Annotated in this window: 21 protein-coding genes; 15 read left to right on the forward strand and 6 right to left on the reverse strand. The window is 35.2% G+C overall.

From position 1 onward, the window contains the following. Nucleotides 1-18: 18 nt before the first annotated feature. The 9 genes from CQ022_RS00720 to CQ022_RS00760 all read left to right on the forward strand — a co-directional run bounded on the left by CQ022_RS00720 (nucleotide 19) and on the right by CQ022_RS00760 (nucleotide 9,634). A complete protein-coding gene (locus CQ022_RS00720; RefSeq protein ID WP_105684298.1) occupies nucleotides 19-390 on the forward strand; it encodes a cyclic-phosphate processing receiver domain-containing protein in 372 nt (123 codons plus the stop codon). Nucleotides 391-403: 13 nt separating this feature from the next. After that, nucleotides 404-1,420: an RNA ligase, Rnl2 family gene (locus CQ022_RS00725; protein ID WP_105684297.1), complete on the forward strand. Its 1,017-nt coding sequence runs from the start codon at nucleotides 404-406 to the stop codon at nucleotides 1,418-1,420. A gap of 198 nt (nucleotides 1,421-1,618) precedes the next feature. Then, complete coding sequence (locus tag CQ022_RS00730; protein ID WP_105684407.1) at nucleotides 1,619-2,563, forward strand: peptidase; 945 nt, start codon at nucleotides 1,619-1,621, stop codon at nucleotides 2,561-2,563. Nucleotides 2,564-2,586: 23 nt separating this feature from the next. Beyond that, the gene (locus CQ022_RS00735; RefSeq protein WP_105684296.1) at nucleotides 2,587-3,150 is read left to right on the forward strand and encodes a metallophosphoesterase family protein; all 564 of its coding nucleotides are present in this window, start codon (nucleotides 2,587-2,589) and stop codon (nucleotides 3,148-3,150) included. A gap of 106 nt (nucleotides 3,151-3,256) precedes the next feature. Then, nucleotides 3,257-3,799 (forward strand): 3'-5' exonuclease, encoded by a 543-nt coding sequence (locus tag CQ022_RS00740; protein WP_105684295.1) that lies wholly within the window; start codon nucleotides 3,257-3,259, stop codon nucleotides 3,797-3,799. Nucleotides 3,800-3,907: 108 nt separating this feature from the next. Then, nucleotides 3,908-4,459, forward strand: a complete 552-nt coding sequence (locus CQ022_RS00745) for a 3'-5' exonuclease (protein ID WP_105684294.1) — start codon at nucleotides 3,908-3,910, stop codon at nucleotides 4,457-4,459. Between the two features lie 578 nt (nucleotides 4,460-5,037). Beyond that, a complete protein-coding gene (locus CQ022_RS00750) occupies nucleotides 5,038-5,553 on the forward strand; it encodes a DUF6493 family protein (protein WP_105684293.1) in 516 nt (171 codons plus the stop codon). A gap of 37 nt (nucleotides 5,554-5,590) precedes the next feature. Then, nucleotides 5,591-8,287: a DUF6493 family protein gene (locus CQ022_RS00755; protein ID WP_105684292.1), complete on the forward strand. Its 2,697-nt coding sequence runs from the start codon at nucleotides 5,591-5,593 to the stop codon at nucleotides 8,285-8,287. A gap of 3 nt (nucleotides 8,288-8,290) precedes the next feature. Continuing rightward, nucleotides 8,291-9,634 (forward strand): SWIM zinc finger family protein, encoded by a 1,344-nt coding sequence (locus CQ022_RS00760; protein WP_105684291.1) that lies wholly within the window; start codon nucleotides 8,291-8,293, stop codon nucleotides 9,632-9,634. A 143-nt stretch (nucleotides 9,635-9,777) separates the two neighbouring features. Here CQ022_RS00760 and CQ022_RS00765 read toward each other — a convergent pair whose 3' ends face one another. Further along, nucleotides 9,778-10,233, reverse strand: a complete 456-nt coding sequence (locus CQ022_RS00765) for a VOC family protein (RefSeq protein ID WP_105684290.1) — start codon at nucleotides 10,231-10,233, stop codon at nucleotides 9,778-9,780. Between the two features lie 582 nt (nucleotides 10,234-10,815). Here CQ022_RS00765 and CQ022_RS00770 point away from each other — a divergent pair. From CQ022_RS00770 to CQ022_RS00785, 4 genes are all read left to right on the forward strand, one after another. Continuing rightward, nucleotides 10,816-12,333 (forward strand): TROVE domain-containing protein, encoded by a 1,518-nt coding sequence (locus tag CQ022_RS00770; protein ID WP_105684406.1) that lies wholly within the window; start codon nucleotides 10,816-10,818, stop codon nucleotides 12,331-12,333. Between the two features lie 157 nt (nucleotides 12,334-12,490). Then, entirely contained in the window at nucleotides 12,491-13,153 is a 663-nt protein-coding gene (locus tag CQ022_RS00775; protein ID WP_105684289.1) for a hypothetical protein, read from the forward strand. A 238-nt stretch (nucleotides 13,154-13,391) separates the two neighbouring features. Continuing rightward, nucleotides 13,392-13,919 carry a DUF6584 family protein gene (locus tag CQ022_RS00780; protein ID WP_123864366.1) on the forward strand — a complete coding sequence of 176 codons (528 nt, stop codon included), beginning with the start codon at nucleotides 13,392-13,394 and terminating at the stop codon, nucleotides 13,917-13,919. Nucleotides 13,920-14,263: 344 nt separating this feature from the next. Beyond that, nucleotides 14,264-14,485, forward strand: coding sequence for a phosphate ABC transporter substrate-binding protein (locus CQ022_RS00785; protein WP_105684287.1), 222 nt, complete (start codon nucleotides 14,264-14,266; stop codon nucleotides 14,483-14,485). Nucleotides 14,486-14,505: 20 nt separating this feature from the next. On the opposite strand, the gene CQ022_RS23235 is transcribed toward CQ022_RS00785, so the two are convergent. Continuing rightward, nucleotides 14,506-14,628 (reverse strand): hypothetical protein, encoded by a 123-nt coding sequence (locus CQ022_RS23235; protein WP_262497599.1) that lies wholly within the window; start codon nucleotides 14,626-14,628, stop codon nucleotides 14,506-14,508. 324 nt (nucleotides 14,629-14,952) lie between these two features. Between CQ022_RS23235 and CQ022_RS00790 the strand changes: the two genes are divergently transcribed. After that, nucleotides 14,953-15,792, forward strand: a complete 840-nt coding sequence (locus CQ022_RS00790) for a hypothetical protein (RefSeq protein WP_105684286.1) — start codon at nucleotides 14,953-14,955, stop codon at nucleotides 15,790-15,792. A 228-nt stretch (nucleotides 15,793-16,020) separates the two neighbouring features. Here CQ022_RS00790 and CQ022_RS00795 read toward each other — a convergent pair whose 3' ends face one another. The 4 genes from CQ022_RS00795 to CQ022_RS00810 all read right to left on the reverse strand — a co-directional run bounded on the left by CQ022_RS00795 (nucleotide 16,021) and on the right by CQ022_RS00810 (nucleotide 18,596). Beyond that, the gene (locus tag CQ022_RS00795; RefSeq protein WP_105684285.1) at nucleotides 16,021-16,824 is read right to left on the reverse strand and encodes a GLPGLI family protein; all 804 of its coding nucleotides are present in this window, start codon (nucleotides 16,822-16,824) and stop codon (nucleotides 16,021-16,023) included. Between the two features lie 13 nt (nucleotides 16,825-16,837). Continuing rightward, nucleotides 16,838-17,071 carry a hypothetical protein gene (locus CQ022_RS00800; RefSeq protein ID WP_105684284.1) on the reverse strand — a complete coding sequence of 78 codons (234 nt, stop codon included), beginning with the start codon at nucleotides 17,069-17,071 and terminating at the stop codon, nucleotides 16,838-16,840. Between the two features lie 746 nt (nucleotides 17,072-17,817). After that, the gene (locus CQ022_RS00805) at nucleotides 17,818-18,156 is read right to left on the reverse strand and encodes a hypothetical protein (protein ID WP_105684283.1); all 339 of its coding nucleotides are present in this window, start codon (nucleotides 18,154-18,156) and stop codon (nucleotides 17,818-17,820) included. Between the two features lie 11 nt (nucleotides 18,157-18,167). Further along, a complete protein-coding gene (locus CQ022_RS00810; protein WP_105684282.1) occupies nucleotides 18,168-18,596 on the reverse strand; it encodes a transposase in 429 nt (142 codons plus the stop codon). A 620-nt stretch (nucleotides 18,597-19,216) separates the two neighbouring features. Between CQ022_RS00810 and CQ022_RS00815 the strand changes: the two genes are divergently transcribed. Further along, nucleotides 19,217-20,755, forward strand: a complete 1,539-nt coding sequence (locus CQ022_RS00815) for a SulP family inorganic anion transporter (RefSeq protein WP_105684281.1) — start codon at nucleotides 19,217-19,219, stop codon at nucleotides 20,753-20,755. The last annotated feature ends 108 nt before the right edge of the window (nucleotides 20,756-20,863 follow it).

Below are 20,863 nucleotides of genomic sequence, written 5' to 3' on the forward strand. Positions count from 1 at the left end.
AATTATATAAATTAAATCATGGAAAAAACAAAAAGATTACTATTTCTGGATGATATAAGATACCCGATTGAGGCGTATCATTATACCAAACAAGATATTTTCCTCAGAAATGAGTGGCATATTGTTCGGAATTACGAGCAGTTTGTCAACAGAATCCTGGAAAAAGGACTTCCGGAAATGATTTCTTTTGACCATGATCTGGCAGATGAACATTATTTGGATCAGCATTCTCAGGAATATGTCGAAAAGACAGGATATGACTGTGCCAAATGGCTGATAGAATATTGTATGGACAACTATTTGGATCTTCCAAAGTTTTACTGTCACTCCATGAATCCGGTAGGAAAGGAAAATATTCTTAGCCTTTTAAAAAACTTTAAGAACGATTAAAAACTAAAACAAAATGATTTTCAAAACATATAACTCTATAGAAAATGCTTACCAGGCCCGCGTGATCGAACAGATCAGGATACAGGGTTTTGGGGATGAGGTTTTCATTGTACAAGAAAAAGTTCACGGAGCTAATTTCTCTTTCTTTACCGACGGAAAGGAAATTAAAATCGCGAAGAGAACTGCTTTCATCGAAAAAGATGAGAAGTTTTTCAATGCATATCAGATATTGGAACGCTACAGAAAAAATGTAACAGAAGTGTTTCAAAAAGTGAAAGCCATCTACCCGGATGTTGAAACTGTAGTGATCTACGGTGAATTGTTCGGTGGCGGTTACAAACATAAAGAAGTGGAGCCTGTAAAAGATGCGGTAAAGGTACAGAAAGGTATTGAGTATGCACCTTACAACGAATTTTACGCTTTTGATATTAAACTGAATGGAATTACCTATTTAGATACGGAAGTGGTCAATCAGATTTTTGAGGAGACCGGTTTTTTCTATGCTAAAATCTTGTTTCAAGGGACTCTTGAAGACGCTTTGAGATACCCCAATGTTTTCAATTCAAAAATTCCGGCTTGGCTGGGACTGCCTGAATTGGAGAACAATATGTGTGAAGGTACTATCGTAAAAACTTTGAAAACCAAATATTTTGGAAACGGGGCAAGGATCATTCTGAAAAATAAGAATGAAAAATGGATCGAGAAATCTAAAATGGTTAAAAAAGAGGGAAAAACTGTTCAGAAACAGGTCCACTTCAGTGAAAAAGCTCAGGAAATCTGGGAAGAAATACAAAAATATGCTACAGCCAACAGATTAAATAATGTGGTAAGCAAAATCGGCGAATTCGAACCTAAAATGATAGGTAAAGTGATTGGTCTTTTTTCACAGGATATTTTAGAAGATTTCCAGAAAGACTTCCCGGCGGCTTTTACAGCTATTGAAAAAGAAGAGCAGAAAAGGATCAATAAAAAGTTGAATTCTTTAGTCATTGATTTTATAAAAGAAGAGTTGATGACTCTTAAAGTGTAGTTTCGGTAAATTTTACCGAAACTTTTTTATGTATAAACCATACCATAGAGACAACATAAGTCTTAGAAACCTGATTTTCATTATGCAGCAAGTTTGTTATTCCGTCAGGAATCTCAATCGTTAAAAGTGAAAATATATGTAGGATTCATTCAAAAGGATAAATGTTATAGAGATTTATGGTTCAAAAAAGAAAAAGCTATGTTACAAGCAGAAATAAAAAGTCTTTTAAAAGAAGACATCAGTATATTAATCAAAATTCCTAATTCCGGAAAGCACTATTTGTGTGATTGCGGAGAAGCAAGTTTATTGACTGTGAAGGAAGTTCAGTCCATATCCGCAATATTCATCAGTCATACGCATATAGATCACTTTTCAAATTTCGATGGAATTTTCAGACATCAGATCGGAAGCGGAGAAAAGGTTGTGATTTGTGGACCGAAAAATATTCATCAACAAGTTGAAGCAAGATTGAAATCTTACACCTGGAATCTGATTGATGAAAACGCAATTGCCTATGAAATCCGTGAGATTGTTTCAAAAGACGAAATTAATATCTACACTCTTCGTCCGCCACATTGGAATCTGGAATTAATCAATACCCAAAATTTCCTTTTTGAAGACGAATATGTCAACGTTGATTTTACCATTCTTGATCACAAAATAGATTCTATTGCTTATTTGTTTAAAGAAAAAGATACTGTCAGCTTCAATGAAACTGGTTCCGGATTTAAAAAAGGAAAATGGATCAGCGAGCTTAAGACCGCTTTTGAAAATAATAACGGAGACAAAGAAATTGAAATTGAAGGAACTGTTTATAAAGCAGCCGATCTTTTTCATTTGTTAACCCGTAATAAAGGCTATAAGCTTGGTGTGATCATGGATCATGCAGTAGACAAAAGCAATTATGAGAAAATAAAAGCCGTGTTTGGAGCAGCAGATCTGGTGTATATTGAAACATTTTATAAGGATTCTGACCAGGAATTTGCAGGGATCAATCATCACAGCTTTGCTTCCGCATCAGGGAATATCATGAATGAATGCGAGGTGAAAGAAGCCATTCCGATTCACTTTTCAAGAAGATACACAGAAAGCGATCAGGAAGAAATTGAAACTGCTTTTTATAAAGCATTTCGTAAAAATTAATTAAAAACAAACAATTAAAAAAAATGAAACCCAATATATTTTTTACAGCAGACCATCATTTTGGTCATGAAAATATTATAAAATTTTCAGAGAGACCCTTTGAGTCACTGGATCATATGAATGAAGAACTCATTAAAAGATGGAATGAGAAAATAGAACCCGGTGATACCGTCTACCATTTAGGAGATATGAGTCTAGGAAAACCTGATTTTACCAAAGATATTTTAGACAGGTTAAATGGTAATATCCATCTGATCAAAGGCAATCACGAAGGGGCAGCTTTAACCTATCCCAAGCGTTTTGCTTCCATCAGAGATTATCACGAACTTAAAATTGATGAAGCAGATAACAGCAACGGAAAACAAAAAATCATTCTTTTCCATTATGCCATGCGTACCTGGAATGGCTCGCACCGCGGTGTCTGGCAATTATACGGCCATTCACACGGAACATTACCGGATGATGAGATGGCTTTGAGTTTTGATGTTGGGGTAGACTGCCACAATTTTTATCCCGTTTCCTACGAGGAAGTCAAAGAATTGATGAAAAGGAAAAAATGGACGCCTCCATTTGCTCCCAGAAATTAATTGCTGGTAAAAAGTAGTGACTTGATATAAGAAAAAGATATTTATTTAGTATTCAACTGCCTTTATCATACATTTTACTTTTTACAAAGTACATTTTACAATAACAATGAAAACAACCAATGAGATTATAATCATCGATCTGGAAGCGACATGTTGGGAAAACGACAGAATTCCCAGCGGACAGAAAGTCGATATTATAGAAATAGGAATTTGCAAATTCAATTTAACATCAAAAGCAATTTCCCAAAAACAAAGCATTTATGTAATTCCTGAAAGATCAGAAATCAACAGATTCTGCACAAAACTGACAGGAATTACTCCGCAACTGATAGAAGAAAAAGGAATCTATTTCGAAGAAGCCTGTGAAAAAATCAAGGATGAATACCATTCCGCACCACTTACCTGGGCTGGATATGGGAACTTCGATGGAGAACAGATCATAGAACAATGTGACTGGCTCGGTATAAAGAATCCTTTTTCAGAAAACTATATGAATGTGATGTATGAATTTAAAAGACATTTCGGATTACACAAACAAATAGGACTTAAAAGAGCCCTGGATTATTTGAACATGGACTTTGAAGGCACCCACCACAGCGGAGCAGACGATGCTTATAATACAGCCAGAATTTTAACTAAGATTCTGTAAATAGTAAGGAAGTTGGAGGACTGAAGCTGGAAGGAAATTTAGTTATTATAAAAAAAATTCCTCTTCCAGTATCCATCTTCTATCCTTTAACAATTAAATTTTAAACACGTGAAAACAACAGAAAATATATTAATAGTAGACCTCGAAGCAACATGTTGGGAAAACCGACCGCCAAGAGGCCAGGAAAGCGAGATCATTGAGATTGGTGTATGCATCATGAATGCAAAAACCGGGAAGATCTCTAAAAATGAAGGGATTTTAATAAAGCCTCAACATTCAAAAGTAAGTCCGTTCTGTACGGAGCTTACCACTCTTACCCAAAATATGCTGGATCATGAAGGAATCATGCTGGATGATGCATTCGATATTCTGAGAGCAGAATATGATTCTGAAGAACTGACATGGGCAAGTTATGGAAATTATGATCTGAATATGCTTCAGAACCAGGCAAGGAGATTCTACACCGATTATCCAATGAGTGATGACCACATCAATGTGAAGACATTATTTGGAGAAATTCATCCTACTATCAGGAAAAGTGTAGGAATGAACCGTGCTTTGGGTGAATTGGGTATGACTTTAGAAGGTACACACCACAGAGGAGTCGATGATGCCAAAAACATTGCAAAAATTCTGCATTGGTGCCTGAAGAATTATTAAATGGCAGCGAAGTAACAACAGCTCAGTTTGAAAATGAAGACTGTCTCAAATAATGAGGCAGTTTTTTATTTTGTAACTATATAAAATTTAGTGAATTACAGCCCTGTTTTTATTATTTTAAAAAAAATTAACGTATCTGTATGATAAAATAATTTTATGCTAAGGCATTACAAATTCTAAAATTAAGACACCAAATAATGTGTAAATGTCAAAGTAGAGGGCTTTTACCTACTTTTTTAACAATATATCTTTAAACAGAGAATTATTTAGAAAGAGCTAAAAGCTATGCTGACAGTTGTTTTATTAACTTAATATTTTGTTAAAAAATTCACTTTAATGGGATAATTTACTGTCTGTCAGTCATTTTTTTTTATTTTAGCCGACAAGAATGAACTTATGTTTATTGATGAGGTTTTTGAGGTAATATATTTAAACTGTGAAATAAAGAATAAAATTCAGGATACGATGAGATACTGACTTATTTTGTTAAAATTGACCTTCCTTAAAATACTATTTTTTAAATAACTGATTCAATTCTTATGGTGGTGTTTATCATCATGCCATGATCAGAATTCTATATGGAGCATCCTGTTTTTTCAGGCTCTGTTTTTACAGTAAAAAATAATGAGATTTCATTAAGTACTGTATATCAGTTTAATATTGGGTATAATGCAGTGTTTCAAAATGTTGGGATGAATCTGGATTTACCTTCCCGGAAGAGGATATATTTATTCCTGTTTTCCGGACTGTTTAATAAATATGAAACACTCTGTGGTACGGCTTTTGAAGCCATATTCAACAAGGCAGTTTTGAATGATTTAAAAGAAATGAAGTTGGGAATAATAATTGGTAAAAAGTTAAGTTTTGAACGAAATCAAGTAAATGGGGTTACCCATGGTTTTTCAAAACTTACCAGTCTGATTAACAGTTGTAATATTGCTTTTGGAAAGCTGCTGATTCCCATTCTTTCAGCGGTTACGAAAACGGTTTTTAATGCCAAAAAGCTCCTCGGGCTTTATCATAAACTGTTACAGCAAAATGGGTATGGACAGGAAATAGTTCTTATCAGACTACCCGAAGAATGGAAAAAATGAATAACCTGAAACAAATTTATACATCAAATTAAAGCACATGAAAGAAAGACTTTATGAGATCCTTAATGAGGAAAAAATACATGAGATTATCCCCTTTCTAAAAGAGCTTAGTATTGAAGAAAGGAAAACACTGATACCGTCTATAAAGAAAATGGACCGTGAGATCAGTAAAATTATAATGACTAAAAACTCCTACCATACGGCAGGATCTGTAAACCAACATTCCATTATAGATATCGCATCTTTTGTCTGCATGGACAAAAAGAACTTTGGTAAAAACTACTGGAGTCTTTTCCGTAATGCAGAACAAACCGAACAGATACTGGAATGGGGATGCCCGGAATGGTTTTCAGACTTTATCAACGAATCGGTAGAAGCTGAATTTACAGCATTCAATTATAAAGATATTTTAGGATGGACAGAGAAAGGCTATGTACAGCCCAAACCGGAACTGCTGGGACATCACCTAAGTAATTATCCGGCTGATCTTGACCATCATCCTGAAACCCTCAGTACTCATTTTTGGTATTTGTGTGAATATCCTTCCAAATCTTTACCCTTCCGTAAAGAATGGTTTCCGATCGTCCAAAAATTGATTAATGAGAAGAAGATTGAAAGAAAAAGATTCTTGAAAGAATGTCTTTTGGCTTCCAACAGAAACTTTAATAAAAATGTCACAGGCTGGTTTATGGATACATTTACCTCTTTAAAGCCTACTGAAGAGGAACTGTCCGATTTGCAGGATGAATTGCTTGCAGGGCTGGCTTCCTCACAGTCAAAAGCAGTGAATACGATTCTGTCACATTTGAAAAAAATAGTGGGAACTCCTGAATTTAAAAATGAGGAATTTTCACATTATCTCCCGAACCTGCTGAGTTCAGAGGTAAAAACAGTAGTGGTTTCCAGTCTGGGGCTTACTGAAAAAATATTTCAGAGAAAGAAAATGGATCCTGATATGCTTGGAATGGCTTTAAGTACGGCATTTGTCAGTAAAGATGACGGGATACAGTCAAAAGCAGCAAAGATTATCCTTAAATATATTCCGGCTTCAGAAAATATGATTGAGGCGCTTTCTCATTATTCAGATAATATACTGACCAATGTGCGTCCTCTTTTGGTAAAATATATTGAAGAGAAACAGCCGGAACTTGAGGCGATAGCTTCAGAAAAACTACAGCTGGCAGCAGATGAAAATGCAGTACAGGTCCTTCAGAATTTTGAAGATCTGATGTTCTATCTTCCTTTGGCAATGGATGATCCGTATAGCTATCATTGTGATATTGCTTTGACAGGGTTTATCAAATTTGCCGGAGATGTGGATGCTGAATCAGTAAAACTGATAGAACCCGTATTTTTGAAAGCCTGTAAAACCATTGCGAAATGGGAAGTCCCTTATCTCAATGTTTTGTTATGCAATGCGATTATTAATTATGGGCTGGCTTTAAAGGAAGAATATCCGATTCAGCTAAAGAATCTGGAAAAAATATACCAGAAAACCCAGGAAGAAGAATCCACAAGAGAGTCTTATTCCAATTATCAGAAAAAATTGGGTCCAATAGAAGAAGTTGGGGCAGATTGTCCTGCAAGACAGGCGTTTAAGGAAATTGCTATCTATGCGGTTGAAAAAATAAAATCCGGAGATAAAATTCCTTTGCTATTTCCCATTACCCATGCTCCATGCTGGATTTCTCCCGTCACTTTGGTAGAGAGGCTGGAGCTTTATCAGAATAGTAATACAGAGCCTCATCATCTGGATATTCAGCTGGCACTGCAGCGTTGTGCTTTAGATGATACTTCAAAAGCTATTGCGGAAGTTGAGAAAAGATTAAAAGGTGAATATAAAGAGTTGCTGCTTTTCTTCTTTGGTAAAAATGCCAATCCTGAAGGTAAGTTTATACATCCTTCATGGTGGATGACAGCTGGGATTACCCGTTCACCAGAGACTGTTTTTGAGGAATTCAAAAGTTTCGGATATGATAATATTCCTGCAGAATTCTTTTCAGGAGCTTACCAATGGAAAACGATTGACAGTAAGAAAAACTCATACTATCCTGTGGAGCTGAATATTGTCATTCCAAAATATCATCTTGAAAAAAGAAAAGAACCTTTATTCATGGAATATTTTGTTGCTGAACAGAAAGAGCTTAATGAAATTCCTGCACTCATGCTTTGCTTTCCCAATACCCCTGCAAACGCTCTGGCGAAAGTAATCAAATACTGCCTTTTCTATTCCGGAATTGCAGAGGTGTATGAAAGAAGCCTTGTTTTGAATACTGCGAATACACTGTATCAGATCAAAAAGCCTTTGGATGAAATTGGCTATCTGTTTCTAGGTACTATTTTTCTGGACAGTGATAAAACCATCCGTGGAACAGCTGCTGAAATTTGGCTTGAACATGTTTCTTGCCAGATGATGGATAATGCATGGCTGGGAAGAGTGATTGGTTTACACGAAAAGCTGGAGTGGGCTCCGGTTAAAAGATTAACAGATCTTATGCAGCATCACATGCTGAATGTAAGTAAGAATCATAATGTTGCCCTTGAGGAATTGATTTCCAATATTTTGCTTCAAATGGAAGAACCGGTTACCAATCTGAAAAGAATTCTTGAAATTTATCATGAAGTATTGGCTTTGAACCAATCATCAGTCCATAAAGAAGTTATAGAAAAAATAAACAGCTGGAAAGAAAACTCGAGTCTGAAAAAAATCTGCAATCTTCTTCTGAAAAAATAGATTATGGAAGATACGCTTATTTATAACTATTCAGGAGCATCCTCTTTAGTCAGAAGAGCTGCTCTTGAAGAGTTGTTTCTCGCCAAATACAGTGAAATTCATAAAAATACAGATGCTCCCTGTTTTTTCTGGGGAAATGTGGAGCAGCCCTTTATTTTAGCTCGATGTCTTATCACGCTTTCCAATATTGTAAAATCCAGCTTTAACCTTTCTCCGTTTCAGATTGGACTTCTTAAAGATCCTATCGTGACGGCAGGAAATGAAAGATTAAGGTTTGAAGGTTTTTCACACTGTGCAGGAGTGTATGCAAGAGTAGATGTACTGCCTGATGGATTGGATGGTGAGTTTCTGGAAAACGGAACGACGAATGTGGATTTTAATCAGCCTATGATAACTGCTTTGGGAAGTATCCGTCCGAATGAAAAGATTATGCTTTCTGTAGGGCAGAAAGAAGTCGGTCTATATAAAGAGGAAAATAAAATAATAGAAAGAAAAGTGCCTTTGCCTACAAAATGGATTAAAGGACTGGGAACTGTTCAGGTCTATTTATCAGAATCTGAGGAACGTCATACTTTTAATAAAATCCAAACTCAGCAACTGTTTCGCGGAATGCCGAAAGGGATCGTGAAGTCAGATTATTATTTGATTGTGAGAGGAAATAAACCCATTTTTTCTCCGGTAAAATCGGCAGATTCTGTTTGTATTGGAGGGCTTAACAGGCTTCGCCTTTTAGAACCTCTTCTTCCTTATATTGATTGTATGAAGGTTTTTTCCCATACCAATAGGCAGTCTACAACATGGCAGCTCTATATGGGGAATATAAAATTCAGTTTTTCTTTGTCAAGAGAAAGCTGGAGAGGTTTTTCAGGAGAAGGAGCTATTCTGGAAAGTCTGATTTCTGATGTTTCTGATGAATGGATTGATGTTCTGGATAAATATGCTTATGCCAATCAATCTTTCAATCCGGAGAAACTTGCTTTGGAAGAAAATATTAGTTTTATCAAAGCTGAAAACATTACACGGCGGCTTGCTGCAATGGGATTACTCGGCTACGATCTTGATGAAAAAGAATTTTTCTACCGCAGGCTTCCTTTTAAATTAAGTCGCATTATCGGGCTCAATCCCCGCATAAAAAACGCTGAAAAGCTTATAGAATCCGGAAAAGTAGAAATTTTAAATAATAGTAAAGAAAGAACAGAAGCCAGAGTAGAAGGAACAGGAGTGCATCATACGGTAATCATTGACGAAGAAAAAGAACGTTGTACCTGCGAATGGTTCAGTAAATATCAGGGTGAAAGAGGACCCTGTAAACATGTATTGGCAGTAAAAAAACTGGTAAATATTTAAAAACTGCTGATGCTCGTTTCATTATTTTGTTGACAATCGCACAGGCGCAAAAAATTTAATTTTTTGAGACGAGCTTTACGGTAAGCTCATATTTTTATTGCGCCTCTGCATTGTATTTACATTCAACGAATGTACTTCTACTTCTATAAGTTTTCGGCCTGTTTCATCCACTCCTCATAGCTCAGCACACCCAATTCCGGTCTGCTTTCCCCTTCAAGAATAGAAATAAACTCAAGCTGGTTTCCATCAGGATCATTAAAATAAATGGCCAGTGCAGGCATCCATGCAAATACCATAGGTTCAATACTGCCGTTTTTCAAAAAATTGTAAGGCTTTAAATTCTTATTTTCCAGGAATTCCACTGAATAATTTAAAATATCTTCCTTACTGCTGGAAAAAGCAAAATGCCTGGTCTGAAGATTCTCCTTCTGTTCCCATAGTCCTAACATAAACTCTTTCCCTTCGCCAACCCATAAAAAAGCAATAGGTCTGGTTTCATCCCTGTGAGCCAGTGTTAACCCTAATACTTCTGTATAAAACCCTATAGCATTTTCCAGATTGCTCACCTGAACATGAGTCTCATATATTCCTTTAATCATAGCTTAATTTTAATAATGACAAAGCTAGAAAACCCTTTCCGGAAAACTCACTATAAACGATTTCTTAAATGGAAATGAATGATAGAAGGATTTTATAATTAGGAATTAGGAATTAGGAATTAGGAATTAGGAATTAGGAATTAGGAATTAGGTTGTCATTAAATATCAATATCAGTTTTAACTTTTTTCAATAGGGGTGGGCTTTAGCCCACTCTTTCAAATATAACCACTTTCATCCGGCTTTAGCCGAAACCTATCTAATAGACTTTCTTAGCAGATTCGTGGCTGAAATAATTTCTACATGCCTACTATTCAATAGACGTGGGCTTTAGCCCGCCTTATAAGAAAGCTCTATTCATATGGCTTTAGCCGAAACTTAGAAATCTGTGTAATCTGAAAGATCAGCAAGAGTTATTTAAGCACAAAATATCCAGCATACATTATCATTTAATCACATTTTAAATAAAAAAATCTAAGAAAATTTTTCTACGCAAATAGATTGCGCAATGCTGTTTTTACTTTGCATCAGAAATCAGGGAGGAAGTATCAATCTTTCCAATGTTTAACAAAAAAACAGTAACCATGAAATTTAATTTTTTAAGAAAAGAAAATAAAGTAGTACAGAACTACGCAGGTGCAAAAGCTTATGCGATGACACCTGCAGAAGAATTGTATAGTGCTGTTGTTACAACAGGGCTGTCTGATGCCAACTATGAAAAGGGAAATGACAGATTGAAAAGAATACAGTCTCTGATCAAAAAAAATGACCCTGAGTTTGTTGCAAAACTTGCCGTGTATGCCAGAAAAGATATGTACTTAAGATCCATTCCTTTGGTTTTGACGACCGAATTGGCAAAACAGACTTCCGGTACAGACCTTGTAAGCAAAACAGTAGATGGAGTGGTACAGAGAGCGGATGAAATTACAGAATTGCTGGCGTATTACCAGCTTGCAAATAAAAGAACAGATACCAAAAAGCTGAACAAACTGTCAAAGCAGATTCAGAAAGGTTTGGTAAAATCATTCAATAAATTTGATGAATATCAGTTTGCCAAATACAACAGAAAAGCAGAGGTAACCCTGAAAGATGCGCTCTTCCTGGTTCACCCGAAAGCTAAAGATGAAAATCAGCAGTCTGTTTTCAACAAAATTGCCAATAATACACTGGAAACCCCTTACACTTGGGAAGTAGAACTTTCCGTTTTGGGTCAGAAGAAATTTGCAAACGATGCAGAAAGAAAAATGGCCTTCAAAAACAAGTGGGAAGAATTGATTTTCAGTAATAAATTAGGCTATATGGCAACCATGAGAAATCTGAGGAATATCCTGGAAGCCGGAGTATCACCTGATGCAATGAATAAAGTTTGCAGATATCTTTCAGATGAAAAAGCAGTATCCAACGCAAAGCAACTTCCGTTCCGATTCCTGGCAGCCTATAGAGAATTAAAAACAATAGATTCTCCTTATCTGTCTTCAGTATTGGAAGCCTTGGAAAATGCGGTGGTGGTAAGTGCAAAAAACATCAAAGGTTTTGGCTTTGACACTTCTGTAGTAATTGCCGCGGATGTGTCAGGCTCTATGCAGAAAGCGGTTTCCAGCAAAAGTAAAATATTGCTGTATGATATCGGTTTGCTGATGTCTATGATCTTGCAGTCACAGTGTAAAAACGTGGTGACAGGTATCTTTGGTGACCGCTGGTTAAGAGTTCCAATGCCGAAAAACGGTATCTTAAGGAATGTAGATGCATTCTACAAGAGAGAAGGTGAAGTAGGATATTCTACCAATGGTTATCTGGTCATCGAAGATCTGATCAAAAGAAAAGAACAGGTGGATAAAGTAATGCTTTTCACCGATATCCAGCTGTGGGATAGCACTGGAAACAGGAATTCTTTCGAAGACTGTTGGAACAGATATAAAACCATTGCTCCTCATGCAAAACTGTATATTTTTGACCTGGCAGGTTACGGTCAGCAGCCGCTTGATGTCAGAAAAAATGATGTACACCTTATTGCAGGTTGGTCCGACAAAATTTTCGATGTACTGAATGCTTTGGAAGACAAAAAATCTGCAGTGAAAATGATTCAAAAAGTAGTGCTGTAACAGGCACTGCTTTTAAATAAAACAGATAACTACGAACACCATCCATATATTTAGGAGCTTAATCCCGCTTTCCACTGTATCTTTTTCGCCAAAGCTTTTTGCAAGCCATTAAGAAAAAGGATGCCGTTGCAATCGGGGCTAAAAAAAACGATATGCTATGAAACTCATTAATACCATTGAAATTAGTCCACTGAGATATGCTAAAGAAGAATTCGAACTGCCGGAAATTTCTGATTATCCCGATCCCGAAGAATGGTTTACCAAATGGGAAGAAGCCGTTTCTCAACTGAATTTCAATTTTGAGACCATTGAGAAAGGATCTTACCTGGCGGATATTGAAACTCTCGATGATGAAAATCTGAAGATGATTGTAGAGGCCAAAATGGAAGACATGGAATCAGATGAATCTGAAGAAGATATTTGCATCATGGCTTTTGACGGCGGAATTGTATTAAAAATAGAAGATAAAATACGGATACAGCCTAACTGTTGTGGTGATATAAGTAATATTGAAGATTGGGAAAATATTTTTAAGACACCATTTTCAGAATGGAAAGTCCTTTGGATAGGACATCCGTGGGTGTTTTACAAAAGAGAAAATGGAAAAGTCTGTTTCTCAGAATATACAGAATCTAACGTTGAAGACGTTGAAAACATAAAAATTGTTGCAGAAGTAGAAGAATCTGAACTCAAAGCTGAGTTAGAAAAAGTAGTCATGCAACAAATCAATTTAAAAAACAGAATAATGTCTGTTCTAAAAACGCTGAATTGTAAATATCCAGAGAAAATTTCAAAACAATTGGCGGGAATTAAAGAATGACATAGGAAATGGAGGCGTTAAGAAAATAAACTATGCGAACGTTAAGAAAATTCTATTGTTTGAAGCGCGAGGCAAATAGTAAAACGAAGAACTCATATTACATTCGCGCAAGTTTTAGAATTTTTAGAGAGCATAGATTATTTTTAGCCGGAGTTTCCAAGTCTTGAACTTTTGGTTCTTTTGCTTCAAGGCAAAACGAACAGAATCAAAAAATCTTGGTTTAATTTAAAATAGTACTATGGGTAATTTAATGTTCAGAATTGAACAGGATCTTAAAGCAGGCAGAAAGAAAAAAGCATGCGACAGGCTAAGAAATATGATCAATCAGTTTCCCAATGATATTTCCCTGAGAAAAAAATTAGGACAGATTTATTTTGAAGCAGGATTTCTTGATGAAGCAGGTAAATTTTGGATTCTATGTACTCCAGAGAATAATGAAATGAAAAATGCTGTGGAGATTTACAGAAAATCATTGAGTAATTCGGGAAGCGCAATTCTAAAAGATATTGTTTTCAGGGGAGACAAAGATTGTCTTGATGAGTATGCCATAAAAGTAATGGCTAAACTTGAGCAGGATAGTTTCAAAGCCACAAAGCATATTCCTGTTTTTAAAGCTAAAATAAGAGAGAAGGGAAAATATTCAGAAAGTCAAACAGGTTTTCTAAGTAAACTTGGAACTTTTTTATTCGTTGGATCAATTATTTTGATTCCTATTCTCGGAATATATAAGCTGTTTGAATTGATAAAATCATTTTTCTTTCAATAAAAAAATAAACTACGTAAAAAGATTGCGTACATGTAATATAATTTTGCAGTGTTAATACTATCGGTGCCGTTAGAAAGACCTACTTCGATTCCAAAAACAGACAGAGTCTTTCACATGATTGCCCGCTAGCTAACCAATGCCGTCGATAAGAGTTTCATCGTCAACTTCCAATTGAATATCATTTACTCTTATTATTAATTTGCTTGGTTTTTTAATAAAAAAATAAGTGCGTAAAAAGAATGCGCACTAGCGATATAAATTTGCAAAAGATAAAACGAATAATTATGATTTATCATAAACCAAATCTAAAAGGAACACTGTATTGAGGTTAATACTCAATACTTATGAAAAAAATTAAAAAAGTAAGAAAGAAATTCGGATTCAATGAATATGGATTGACTGACTTTCCGAAGAAAATTTCCGGTGTACAGATCTCAAGAATCTTGTACGGGAATGAAATGGGTTGTTCGTACTGTTTTCAACACGGTTATGAAGTGGTGAATGCAAAGTACACAAAGTTCCAGAGAAACTGGAAGAAGTATAGAAGAACTCAATGGAAAAATTAAAATCAGGTGTCGTTTTGGAATCATACTTCGGTTACTCCTTCAGATGCAGGTTCCACTCCTGCCATTCCTGTTGTAAACGGAATGTAGCTCAAATGATAGAGCAGAGGGAAAGGAAAAGGTTCCGCCACTTTTACCCTGATCATATAAAAGAATGTCGTAAGGAAGGCTTACTAAAAACTAATAAATGAAAAAAAATAATCAAGTGTCGTCTTAGAATCATACTTCGAGATTGAGTAAACATTGGGTCGCAGGTTCGAATCCTGCCTTTTCCCCAGAAAAGGAGAGGTAGCTCAGCAGGTAGAGCAAATGCACGGAAGATTCTGAAAAAAATTACCTTGATTGATATAAAAGAGTGCCGTAGAAAAGGCCTACTTCGGTTTAATTTGGTTCGACTCCAGAAGGTCATGAAAGTGATCTTGTACAAGTCTTTTTGAATCTTGCCTCTTTTTATTTTAAAATTAATAACAATGGATATACCAAGTAATCTGACTGAATTTTTATACTGGGTCAAAGAAAGTACAGAAAAACTGTGGTCCGTAGATGATGAAAATTGTCCTAAAGGATTTTATAATGCCAGATGGCAGGGGCTTTCTGAAGAGGAGATAGACCAGGTTGAAAGAAAATATGAGGTCAGTTTTACTTCTGAACATAGAGAGTTCCTAAAAATTCTTCATGCTATCGACAAAAAAGAAATTGTTGAATATGAATATGAAGGAGAGTTGATTACAGAAGAATGTATTTTCTTTTATAATTGGCTTGAAAATGAAGAAGAGATTACCGCTCAGACAAAATATTTTTATAAAGGGATATGGAATGATGTAATCGATGTCAATCATGTTTGGTTGAAATCCTGGGGAATCAAACCAAAATCAATTGACAAAAAGAAGCAAATTTTTGATGAATGGTTTTCAAAACTCCCACAATTATTGCCCGTTAGAGATTCAGCATATGTTGTCAGCAATGAAAACTTAAAATGGAATCCTGTAATAGGTGGTAGTGGCTCGGGTATTGTTATCGTAGGCTGGGATTTCAGAACTTATTTACTATATGAGTTAAGAGAGCATCTTAATATTTATACAGATGTATATGATGAAGAAGATGAAAGGTTCTATCCTGAACTTATTGATGAAGTGCAAAAAATTAATAATGAAAATTTTAAGTATGATGAATCCAAAGATATTCCTTATTTGAAAGAAATGATTCTTTATTGGTCTTCCGGATGGAGTAGTTTTGGTTTAAGCTATCACCCTGAAAATGCCAGAGTTCATCCTATTGTTAAAACATATATAGCTGAAGAAGAAAAATAAAAACAAACAAGTGCCGTAGAAAAATGTTACTTCGCTCATCACGACGGGGTCACGGGTTCGAATCCCGTCTCTTCCACAACAAAAAACACAGTCTATAATAGGAAGAGTAGCTCAGTTGGTTAGAGCACGACTACATTATTCGCGTATTGCCTTGTTTTCATAATATGAGAAACCGGAAGTGGGACGTTGAAAGATTTCTTTGTATGATAATTTATATAATAACACCTTTTAGTCTAGATAATTATTTGATTTACCTGCGTTATTCCTTATTAAGTCCATTTCCTGTTTTGTCATTTCTCTATGAAGAAGTCCACCTACATTACTTACAGCATTATCTTTAGCATTTTGTCTTGCATTTGAAAATTTTTCGTAGGTTGTGGGAGCGTCATTTTTAAGAGGTATAATTTCCCGCTTTTCTTTTTTCAAATAAAATAATTCAAAAGAATATGTTTGTTTTTGATCTTCTAAGTAAATAACCAGCCCTGGAAGACCTTTGAAGGTATAAGGGCCTTCTGAAATTGGAATATCCAAGGTGTACCAGGCAGTAAGTTCCCTCATTCCATATTTACCGATAGCTTTTTTACAATTATACCCATTTATTTTTTTTGTTTCATTCAATAAATTCCATTCAACTTTATTAGCTGGTTCAAATGAAAACAAATTTTTAAATACTTTATCATAAACTTTTAGCTTGCCATCTCTTAGGAATACTTCCTGATTCATATTTACGCGTGGAACTTTTGAAAAATCAATATTAAGATTTCCTGAAGTAATATTGTTCATACTATTTTTTACAATGGCTTCTTTTAGTGAATCACTTTTTACCTTTTGATCACTTTTAAAAAGAGAAACATTATCTCCAATAAAAAGTGTCATTATTTCTTCTCTCTCACTCGATTTATTTGTTGAATCTTTGAGGAATTTAACATGATATTTACAAATCAAGTTAGAATAAAGAACAGTATTCTTGTCTTGTGAAAAAACAAAAATACTGTCCATCAAAATTATTATTAGCGAAAATATCTTTACCATTAAAGCTTAAATTTTAACCACAAAAATATTCATCCAATAAGGCCATATTATCCATTAGGCACTGTTCTCCCCAACTCGTACAATAAGAGTCTTGAATAGGAAATCCGCAAGATGTATGATATGTAACAGTTCCACACCATTCAACTGCTTTTTGATCATTTTTTTCTTTAGCATTAAAAACACTTTCTTTGGCACTAACAAGACCAGTAACTCCAAAGGCTGCTAATACAATTAATTTTTTCATCATTGTCTAATTTTTTAAATTGTTTTTTTGTGATTGCAATCTTATGACAAGTATACAATTTAATTTTTATTGACAATTATGGATGTTTGTATTTGCTAAAACTTTGTTATTGTGTAGAATATGATGTAAATGAAACATATATTTAGCTTCATAATATTCTTTAATTTGCTTTAAACGCTAAAAATAAAAGTTCCAAAACTCGTTCGGGAATAGATAAAAAAAGCTCATTTTTTAGAATTTAAATATTATTTTGATACTTTCTTTTAACCTCAAACGAAGAACATGCTTTTTCTGAGCACAATTTCCGTAATAATTTCCCCACATTTTCATTGATGGATTTAATAGATAGTTTTTCTTGTTGATTCTCAGAAATGATTTCAGCCATTATTGATGACTTGATTCTTCTTCAAAATCATCATCAGATAAATGAATTATAAAATCTTTATTCCAATAAACTTTTTGTAATTTCTGGTTAAGGATAATTGGTGTCAGATTAAGTGTAAGCTGAATTTCTTTGTATCATAATTTTCTATAAAGTCAGAGTAATTTTCAGACTTTACGATCTTTCTTCTTTCCACTTCCAGCTTCTTTATATGACTATTATAAAGTGTCGTTAGGAAAAATTCATCGTAACGCAATCATGGGAGGAATAGCGAAGCCGGTCACTCCGGCAAGGTTATCCGGTTCGACTCCGGCAAACGTTTAGCCCGGTTTTTTCCTTATCATTACCTTTAAAAAATGCCGGTAGATTACTTACCGGCATTTTTCATTGTATCTTCAAGCTCTTCTTCAAACATCCCTTTCCATTTTGAAAGCGTAGTTCTGCTTATTTTATATTTTCTGGACATATAGCTTGTAGAATGACCGTGTTTTTTCTGATACTGCAGCAATTTTAGCATCGTTTGCCGGTCATACGTTTTGAGCTTTTGGTTTTCTCTGGACTGTTTGAACAGTTTCTCGTTGAACTTAAGTACATCCTCACTGGTATGAAGCTTTTCAAGAAGCTCTTTGACCTTTGGATCCTTTAGCTTTTCAGGATATTCCATTCTGAGCATATCCATATATATTTTCTTGTAATTCGGGCGCATGTCTTATCTGTTTATCCGTTTGCATTGTCACCCTTCTGAAGCCATCTGTGGAGGGTACTTTTCGGAATGGAATATTCTTTAATGACTTCGCTTTGGGTCATCTCACCGGAAAGAATCCTTTTCATAATAAAGTCTTTGATTTCCTGAGTGTAAATGTTTTTTCTGAAGTAAGGCGTTTTTTCAGATTTCTGTTGGTTCTTGTTGATGGCAGACGGTGGAGCGTATAAAATCAAATGTGAGCTGTAGAGTCTGAAAAAATCGTATTCCAATAATTTGCTCCATCTTAAAAGAAGATCTGTATCCATTGATCTGCTGTCATACATCATTTCGACAGCCTCTTCATCTTTACTCAAAAATTTGCATATCCTCTCTGCTGTTATTTCATTTTCATCAACCCTCTCCTTAATAAATTTCCCAATATGGATTTCTTTATATAACATTTTTACTGAATATTGTTCTTTTGTTTAAACTTATATATAAAAAAACGAAAATAGGCGATATATATTATTTTGCATAACAGGAAATAATTCACAAGAAATTGAAATTGATAAAAGATAGAACGTATGATTTAAGAATACTAAAATAGGTTTCATAAGACAATTCATCTTAGAAAACAGATTTATAATATACCAAACATCTTAAAAACAGGCGGGTAGGAATCACCTTAATCTACTTGGATATATTCTTTATTTTCAATGGGTTTTCTCTTCTTCTCTTCCAAACTTCTTTTCCTGCCATTTGTGTGAAATAATATATAACCTATTAAGGTTTTACATAATTCTATGAGTAAAAGCTATAGATAAATTGATATACAGCTTTTTACACGATGAATTTTTAATTAGTACCAAATAATTGCTTATTCGCTTTCAAATGTAAACAAAAATAAGACGTAAAAATAGTTGAAAATGTAAAAATCATACTTTATATATTTATTTTAATTAAAATTAACATATTATAAGAACCAATGTGTGAATTATTCAAGATGAGAGATGGGTCAGTGAAAAAATCATAAAAAGAAAAAATTGTATACCATCGGGACAGTCCATACCTTTGCCTACCAATGAAAAATACTATAAGCTTATTCGATTTTTCAAAAAAAATCAATTATAAAAATGAACTGCTGGCTGGCTTTACTGTGGCTATGACAATGATTCCGGAATCTCTATCATTTGCGATTCTTGCTGGTTTGTCTCCACTTACAGGGTTGTATGCGGCTTTCATGATGGGACTTGTAACTGCAGTCTTGGGAGGACGTCCGGGAATGGTTTCCGGAGGAGCAGGAGCAACGATCGTGGTATTAATCGCCCTGATACAATCTCATGGAGTAGAATATCTTTTTGCCACTGTAGCCCTTGCAGGAATCCTTCAGATGATGGTAGGAATCTTTAAACTCGGAAAATTTGTGAGACTGATTCCGCAGCCTGTTATGTATGGATTCCTGAACGGATTGGCCATTATTATTTTCATGGCTCAGGTGGAACAGTTCAAAATTACTGACAGCAGTGGAGCGGTAAGCTGGCTGCAGGGAATGCCTTTGTACATCATGGCGGGTTTAACTGCCCTCACGATTGCTATTGTCTATATTTTTCCAAAAATCACGAAAATTGTTCCTGCCTCTTTGGTGGCTATTATCATCATATTTGCTGTAGTTCTTGGGTTTAATATTCCAACAAAAACGGTTGCAGACATTGCCCATATCAGTGGAAATCTTCCCAGTTTTCACATTCCCCAGATTCCTTTCTCCCTGGAAACTTTACAGATTATTTTTCCCTATGCCTTAATCATGGCCGGAGTAGGACTTATTGAATCTCTTCTGACATTATCCATGGTGGATGAAATTACCAATACCAAAGGAAGCGCCAATAAAGAATCCGTAGCTCAGGGATTGGCTAATATTACCAATGGTTTCTTTGGCGGAATGGGTGGATGTGCGATGGTAGCACAGACTTTGGTGAATCTTAATGCAGGTTCAAGAGCAAGATTATCAGGGATTATTGCATCGCTGCTGATTTTGATCATTATTCTGTGTGGAGCACCGATTATAGAAAAAATTCCCATGGCTGCTCTGGTAGGAGTGATGATGATGGTTGCTATCAGTACGTTCCAGTGGGTATCCGTCAGGATTGTGAATAAAATGCCGAAGTCTGATATTTTTGTAGGAGTTACTGTAGCATTGATTACGGTGATTCTTCATAACCTGGCTTTAGCGGTTTTAGTAGGAGTTATCATTTCAGCATTGGTTTTTGCCTGGGATAATGCTAAAAGAATTAGGGCGAGAAAATATGTTGATGAAAACGGAATAAAGTATTACGAAATATACGGACCTCTGTTTTTTGGTTCTGTGACAGCATTTACAGATAAATTTGATCCGATGAACGATCCGGAGCAGGTAGTTGTTGATTTTAAAGAAAGCCGTATTGTAGATATGAGTGCAATAGACGCTCTGGACAAGTTATCCAAACGCTATAAACAGGAAAATAAAATAGTACATCTGCGACATCTCAGTGAAGACTGCCGGAAGATCCTTAAAAATGCAGAAGCTGTAGTAGAAGTGAACATCCAGGAAGATCCAACCTATAAAGTGATGCCGGAAAAATAAAAAAGGGGTCAATAAGTGAATTTTGCTACGCAAGTGAATAGTGAATTTTTGCAGTAGAGAAAAAATTGACGAGCGTCAGCGGATTGACGATTGACCATTCAAAATTCC

The organism is Chryseobacterium culicis (assembly GCF_002979755.1).
GTDB lineage: Bacteria > Bacteroidota > Bacteroidia > Flavobacteriales > Weeksellaceae > Chryseobacterium > Chryseobacterium culicis_A.

Bases quoted from the DNA above. Each gene is read 5' to 3' on its own strand.
- CQ022_RS00725 (WP_105684297.1), top strand. From the start codon at position 404: ATGATTTTCAAAACATATAACTCTATAGAAAATGCTTACCAGGCCCGC.
- CQ022_RS00760 (WP_105684291.1), top strand. From the start codon at position 8,291: ATGGAAGATACGCTTATTTATAACTATTCAGGAGCATCCTCTTTAGTC.
- CQ022_RS00795 (WP_105684285.1), bottom strand. From the start codon at position 16,824: ATGGTAAAGATATTTTCGCTAATAATAATTTTGATGGACAGTATTTTT.
- CQ022_RS00720 (WP_105684298.1), top strand. From the start codon at position 19: ATGGAAAAAACAAAAAGATTACTATTTCTGGATGATATAAGATACCCG.
- CQ022_RS00740 (WP_105684295.1), top strand. From the start codon at position 3,257: ATGAAAACAACCAATGAGATTATAATCATCGATCTGGAAGCGACATGT.
- CQ022_RS00785 (WP_105684287.1), top strand. From the start codon at position 14,264: ATGAAAAAAATTAAAAAAGTAAGAAAGAAATTCGGATTCAATGAATAT.
- CQ022_RS00735 (WP_105684296.1), top strand. From the start codon at position 2,587: ATGAAACCCAATATATTTTTTACAGCAGACCATCATTTTGGTCATGAA.
- CQ022_RS00730 (WP_105684407.1), top strand. From the start codon at position 1,619: ATGTTACAAGCAGAAATAAAAAGTCTTTTAAAAGAAGACATCAGTATA.
- CQ022_RS00800 (WP_105684284.1), bottom strand. From the start codon at position 17,071: ATGATGAAAAAATTAATTGTATTAGCAGCCTTTGGAGTTACTGGTCTT.
- CQ022_RS23235 (WP_262497599.1), bottom strand. From the start codon at position 14,628: ATGATCAGGGTAAAAGTGGCGGAACCTTTTCCTTTCCCTCTGCTCTAT.
- CQ022_RS00790 (WP_105684286.1), top strand. From the start codon at position 14,953: ATGGATATACCAAGTAATCTGACTGAATTTTTATACTGGGTCAAAGAA.
- CQ022_RS00765 (WP_105684290.1), bottom strand. From the start codon at position 10,233: ATGATTAAAGGAATATATGAGACTCATGTTCAGGTGAGCAATCTGGAA.
- CQ022_RS00810 (WP_105684282.1), bottom strand. From the start codon at position 18,596: ATGTTATATAAAGAAATCCATATTGGGAAATTTATTAAGGAGAGGGTT.
- CQ022_RS00805 (WP_105684283.1), bottom strand. From the start codon at position 18,156: ATGCGCCCGAATTACAAGAAAATATATATGGATATGCTCAGAATGGAA.
- CQ022_RS00770 (WP_105684406.1), top strand. From the start codon at position 10,816: ATGAAATTTAATTTTTTAAGAAAAGAAAATAAAGTAGTACAGAACTAC.
- CQ022_RS00775 (WP_105684289.1), top strand. From the start codon at position 12,491: ATGAAACTCATTAATACCATTGAAATTAGTCCACTGAGATATGCTAAA.
- CQ022_RS00755 (WP_105684292.1), top strand. From the start codon at position 5,591: ATGAAAGAAAGACTTTATGAGATCCTTAATGAGGAAAAAATACATGAG.
- CQ022_RS00780 (WP_123864366.1), top strand. From the start codon at position 13,392: ATGGGTAATTTAATGTTCAGAATTGAACAGGATCTTAAAGCAGGCAGA.
- CQ022_RS00750 (WP_105684293.1), top strand. From the start codon at position 5,038: ATGGAGCATCCTGTTTTTTCAGGCTCTGTTTTTACAGTAAAAAATAAT.
- CQ022_RS00815 (WP_105684281.1), top strand. From the start codon at position 19,217: ATGAAAAATACTATAAGCTTATTCGATTTTTCAAAAAAAATCAATTAT.